This is a genomic window from Streptomyces sp. NPDC005728 (assembly GCF_040630895.1).
GTDB lineage: Bacteria > Actinomycetota > Actinomycetes > Streptomycetales > Streptomycetaceae > Streptomyces.
This window is the reverse complement of the sequence record NZ_JBEXYL010000224.1, coordinates 1-4,952: the sequence shown is the minus strand read 5'-3', so window position 1 is coordinate 4,952 and position 4,952 is coordinate 1. Positions and strand designations below refer to the sequence as shown.

5 protein-coding genes are annotated in these 4,952 nt (G+C 71.7%); 1 reads left to right on the top strand and 4 read right to left on the bottom strand.

The window, feature by feature from the left end:
- Positions 1 to 84: 84 nt before the first annotated feature.
- On the top strand, positions 85 to 1,230 hold the full coding sequence (locus ABZ471_RS47665) for a transposase (protein ID WP_359075405.1): 1,146 nt from the start codon (positions 85 to 87) through the stop codon (positions 1,228 to 1,230).
- Between the two features lie 34 nt (positions 1,231 to 1,264).
- On the opposite strand, the gene ABZ471_RS47660 is transcribed toward ABZ471_RS47665, so the two are convergent.
- The 4 genes from ABZ471_RS47660 to ABZ471_RS47645 form a co-directional block, all read right to left on the bottom strand.
- Positions 1,265 to 1,888 (bottom strand): isochorismatase family protein, encoded by a 624-nt coding sequence (locus ABZ471_RS47660; RefSeq protein ID WP_359075404.1) that lies wholly within the window; start codon positions 1,886 to 1,888, stop codon positions 1,265 to 1,267.
- 69 nt (positions 1,889 to 1,957) lie between these two features.
- A complete protein-coding gene (locus ABZ471_RS47655) occupies positions 1,958 to 3,133 on the bottom strand; it encodes a 3-deoxy-7-phosphoheptulonate synthase (protein ID WP_359075406.1) in 1,176 nt (391 codons plus the stop codon).
- 260 nt (positions 3,134 to 3,393) lie between these two features.
- Positions 3,394 to 4,122 (bottom strand): sigma factor-like helix-turn-helix DNA-binding protein, encoded by a 729-nt coding sequence (locus tag ABZ471_RS47650; protein ID WP_359075403.1) that lies wholly within the window; start codon positions 4,120 to 4,122, stop codon positions 3,394 to 3,396.
- 279 nt (positions 4,123 to 4,401) lie between these two features.
- Positions 4,402 to 4,758: a DUF3099 domain-containing protein gene (locus ABZ471_RS47645; RefSeq protein ID WP_359075402.1), complete on the bottom strand. Its 357-nt coding sequence runs from the start codon at positions 4,756 to 4,758 to the stop codon at positions 4,402 to 4,404.
- Between the last annotated feature and the right edge of the window lie 194 nt (positions 4,759 to 4,952).

Sequence of the window (4,952 nt, the reverse complement as noted above, 5' to 3'; positions counted from 1 at the left end):
CGTCCATCCCACGACTGGGTGAGGCAGCTGCCCGCAATGATCGAGAGCTCTCAACTGTCAGTCCCCCGGGGTAGGTTCGGGTGCATGACGACGGGTGCGCTCAGGGAGGAGGCCGGGTATGCCCGGTACACCTTCCGTGTGCGCCTGTCGAAGACGGCCCGGCGTGCGCTGGAAGCCGAGTGGGACCGGTGCCGGTGGATCTGGAACGAGTGTGTGGCCCGCTCGAAGAAGGCCCATACCGAGGGTGAGAAGGTCGGCCCGGCCGCGTTCAACAAGATGCTGACTGAGGCAAGGCGCACAACCCCGTGGCTGGCTGCCGGGTCGAGTGTTCCTCAGCAGCAGCTCGTACGGGATTTCGGCAAGTCCCGTGCCAAGGCGTTGAAGGACATCAACAACCGGGTTCCGCACCACCGGCGGGCGGGTATGCCGCGTTGGAAGAAGAAGCGGGAGGTGCGGCCGACCCTGAACTACACGCGGCGCGGCTTCCGTCTCAAGGAGGGCCGTCTGCACCTCGCCGGCCACATCGTGCTGAGGGTGGTGTGGTCGCGGGAGCTTCCGGCCGATCCATCCAGCGTGCGCGTGTACCAGGACGCCACCGGTGCGTGGTACGCCTCGTTCGTTGTGCCCGCGCCGGTCGAACCCCTGGCATCGACCGGGCGTGTGATCGGGATCGACTGGGGCGTACGCGAGACCGCCACCACCACATCCGACGACCACGACCTTCCCCACCCGCAGCACGGGCGCACGGCCGCGCCAAAGCTCGCCCGTTACCAGCGGATGATGGCCCGGCGTCGACCGGCCAAGGGGAGGCCTGCATCGAACGGCTACCGGGCGGCGAAAGCTCGGACGGCGAAGCTGCATGCCAAGGTGGCCCGGCAGCGGCAGGACACCGCCCGCAAGTGGGCCAAGGGCGTGGTCCGTGATCACGACGTGCTCGCGGTGGAGGACTTTAGACCGAAGTTCCTCGCGAAGACGACCATGGCCCGCAAGCACGGCCGGACCGTGCATCTGATCCATCCCGCGCACACCACGATGGACTGCGCAACGTGCGGAGCGAGAACCAAGCACGCACTGCCTCTCTCGGAGAGGATGTATTCCTGCACCGCGTGCGGAGCCGTATCCCCCAGGGACAAGAACTCCGCCCGCGTGATGCTCATCCGGGCAGGTCTGAACCCGGCTGGTGCCGAAGGCGCAAGACCCGCTGAGGCGCCGCCTCAGCGGGCAGCCTGAGCCAGGAATCACCCGCCTTCAGGCGGGAGAGCAGTCAAGGGAACACCTGCTTGGCCGTGGTGACCAGGGCGCAGCGCGCGGCGGCGTAGGCCAGTGCCTGGCGGTGGTGGGCGAGCGAGAAGTCGGCGGTGGCGTCCGCGACGAAGAAGGGCTGGATGTCGTTGCTGAAGGCCTCGACGGCGGTGGCCAGCACCCCGACGTGGGCGTAGACGCCGCACAGGATGAGCTGGTCGCGGCCCTGGGCGCGCATCCGCCTCAGCAGGTCGGTGTTGAAGAAGGCGCTGTAGCGCCATTTGGTGAGCAGCCAGTCGCTCTCGGCCGGTGCGAGGGCGTCGGTGACCTGGCGGTCGGCGGGTTCAGGGCGCATGCCCGGACCCCAGAAGTCCTTGAGCAGGCCGCGTTGTTCCTCGCTCATGCCGCCGGGCTGGGCGGTGTAGGCGACGGGGACGCCGAGGCCGGTGCAGCGCTCGCGCAGCAGGGCGGTGGTGCGGATGAGTTCTTGGCGCATGCTGTCGGGGAACGGCTTGAGGAAGTACCGCTGCATGTCGTGGACGAGGAGGACCGCCCGGTCCGGTTCGGCCCTCCAGTGGACGACGGGTGCGGGCAGGTCGCCCTCGGCGGGCAGCGGGTACGGGCTGATGGGGGGTATGCCGGGCATGGCTCCAGTTCCTGGCTTGCCGTGTCGGTGGGTGCGCGGCCGGGCGGGTGTCGCGGATGCGGGGGCGGTTCAGGTGGTCCAGGACGAGACCACGGAGACGGCCTGCCACGCGTTGAGGCGGGGGTCGCAGTGCGAGGTGTAGCGCTCGCCCACGTAGTCGAGGTCGGCCTCGGTGGTGGCGCATTCGGTGACGTCGTCGGGGGTGGTCTCCAGGTGCAGTCCGCCGGGGATGCCGCCGGCGCCGCGTACGGCCTGGACGAAGCGGGCGACCTCGCGTGCGACGGTCGTGACCAGGCGTGTCTTGAGGCCGCCGGGCGCGGTGACGGTGTTGCCGTGCATGGGGTCGGTGAGCCAGACGACGGGGTGGCCGGCGCCGCGTACGGCTTCGACCAGGCGCGGGAGGCGATCGGTGACGGCGTCGGCTCCCATCCGGGCGATGAGGGTGAGTCGCCCGGCATCGCGCCACGGGTCGAGCCGCTCGCACAGGGCGAGCAGTTCGCCGCTGCTCATGGCGGGGCCGACCTTGCATGCCACCGGGTTGCTGACCTGGGTGAGCAGGGCGACGTGGGCGCCCTCGACCTGGCGGGTGCGCTCGCCGATCCAGGGCCAGTGGGTCGAGCCGAGGAACAGCTGCCCGCTCTCGTCGGTGCGGAGCATGGGCATCTCGTAGTCGAGGAGCAGCGCCTCGTGGCTGGTCCACACCCGTGGTTCCACCGCGTCGCGTCGGGCGGCGCGTTCGCGCCAGCCCAGGTGTTCGACGATGTCGCAGGCGGCCATGTAGCTGGTGAGGATGCGCAGGGGGTCGGGCCGGCGGCTCTCCTCGTCCGGCTCGGGGCCGTTGACCATGTGGCCCCTGAAAACGGGGAGTTCGACGCCGTCGACGGCTTCGGTGGGCTTGGAGCGGGGCTTGGCGAACTGTCCGGCGATGCGTCCTGCGCGCAGGACGGGCTTGCCGGTGATCAGGCCGAGCGTGCCGGCGAGGAGGTCGAGCAGCGCGGCCTTGCGTGCGACGTGGCCCGGGGTGCACTCCCCCGGGTCCTCGGCGCAGTCCCCGGACTGCAGCACCATGGCTTCGCCGAGTGCGACCTTGCCCAGCAGGGTCCGCAGCGCGGCGGCGTCGTCGGCCCTGACGAGCGTGGGGCGTTGGGCGAGTGCTTCTGCCACCCGTCTCACCTGCCCGGGGTCGTTCCATTCGGGCTGCTGCAACGCGCCGCGGATACGGATCTCCCGTATGACGTCGTCCATCATGAACTCGCGATTCTGCTTGGTTTTCCCGTTCTTTCGAGCAGCTGAATGGACAGCGAAAGACATTCGAATGAATTCTCCTCGGCCCGCCGGATCCCGCACGCTCTCTTGTGCCGGGCGACAAGTGTCCGCCACGGAAATACACGCGTGGTCGACGGGCACTCGAGGGGAATTCGAGGGGAAACCGGCCGGCTGGTTCCCAAAATTGCGGGGCATATTCCGCGGGGGAAATGTGTCCTGCCTCGCCGAGGCCGGCGGGTTCAGCTCGCCTTGTCTTCGGGGGCGTCGGCGAAGAGCGCGTCGGCATCGGCCGTCAGGTGGATCGCCTGGATCCGTCCGTCGAGGATGTCCAGGCGCATGGCGTTGAGGACCGTGCCGTTGCGGTCGCGGAAGAGGGCTCCCGGCTCGCCGTCGACCAGGTGCTGTTCCACGGTGACGCCGATCCGCACCAGCGGCGGGATGGTCGCGGCGAGCACCCAGACCACGTTCTGGGCACCCACGACGTGCCGGGGCCAGGGCAGAGCCCTGCCGCCGCCGACGGCCCTGGAGACGGCGGCGGAGAGCTGGCGGCACGCCGCCTCCGAGCAGCCCACGGCCGACGCGGTCTGTGCCAGGCCGCACCCGAACACCTCCCGCAGCACGAAGACCGCGCGCTCCAGCGGGGACAGCCCGTCCAGCACCGCCAGGGCGGCCGCCGGCAACGGGCCGGCCGGCTCGGCCGGCTGCCCGGGGGCCTGCCGGGCAGGCTCCTGCCCCTGCGTGCGGGCGGGCCGCAGGACGCCGGCCGGGATGCGGGGGACGTCGGCGGTGATCCGGGTGACGTCGGCCGTGAGCAGGGCCCGGGCGCCCGCGGACCGGGCCGGGGAGTCCTCCCAGCCGAGCCGGGTCGTGCGGGGAGTCTGCGGTGCCGTGCTCCCCTTGCCCGACACGCGGTGGGCGTAGGCGAACAGCAGGGCCCGCAGCTCCTCGAAGTCCTCGGGTCCGGTCATACGCGTTCCCCTTCGGTTCGGTGGCGCCACAACGGACAACGCAGCTCCCGGCCGGGCCGCCACCGCGCCGGCCGCCGGCCGGCGTCACACGGGGACACGGACCGTCGGGGAGAGCGCCGGGGCCGCTGCCCGATGCGCGCGCCGGGCTCTGCCGCCGTCCGCGCACAAGGGGGTGCCGGCGTGTCCCGGCCGCTTGTGAACGGGCCGGCAGTGCTGCGCCGTGCCCGGGCGAGCAGGCGGCGCGGTGCGGTGCCGCGGCGGTGCTGCGGACTTGTCGGATCAGCCTGCCGTGTTCCGTTCCGGCGGCAGGACCAGGCTGGGTTCGAGCAGGACGCGGGCGGCGGGCTCCTCGCGGATGCGCGCCAGCGGGGGCCGCACGCCCCGCTGCTGGCGCCATCCGGCCTGGGCGGCCACCACCGCCACGTACGGGATGACGAGCCCGCCGGCCAGGGCGCAGGCGGCGAGGACGGGCCAGCGGTTCCAGGTGGCGGCCATCAGGACCACGCAGGCGCTGCGGATCAGCATGGCCACCAGGTAGCGGCGCTGGCGGCCGCGTACGTCCTGGGTCAGGCCGGTGCGCGCCCGGGTGATGGGCTCGGCGCGGGGTCCGTTCCGGTGCCATGGCGTGCGGCTCATGCCAGACCGTCCCTTCTGCGGCCCTGGCGGGCCGGTGCGGCTTGTGGGCCCCGGTGGGTGCACGGCGCCGGGAGGTAGGGACCGTTCGGCAGCCGGCATGCGTCCGGGGGCGTCAGGGCGCGCAGGTGCTGCCCGTTCTGTGGCTGCGGCGCGGGTGAGGCGTGGTCTGCTCACCCACATCGGGAGAGCGTCGG

Coding starts and splice junctions, on each gene's coding strand:
- ABZ471_RS47650 (WP_359075403.1), bottom strand. CDS start 4,122: ATGACCGGACCCGAGGACTTCGAGGAGCTGCGGGCCCTGCTGTTCGCC.
- ABZ471_RS47655 (WP_359075406.1), bottom strand. CDS start 3,133: ATGGACGACGTCATACGGGAGATCCGTATCCGCGGCGCGTTGCAGCAG.
- ABZ471_RS47645 (WP_359075402.1), bottom strand. CDS start 4,758: ATGAGCCGCACGCCATGGCACCGGAACGGACCCCGCGCCGAGCCCATC.
- ABZ471_RS47665 (WP_359075405.1), top strand. CDS start 85: ATGACGACGGGTGCGCTCAGGGAGGAGGCCGGGTATGCCCGGTACACC.
- ABZ471_RS47660 (WP_359075404.1), bottom strand. CDS start 1,888: ATGCCCGGCATACCCCCCATCAGCCCGTACCCGCTGCCCGCCGAGGGC.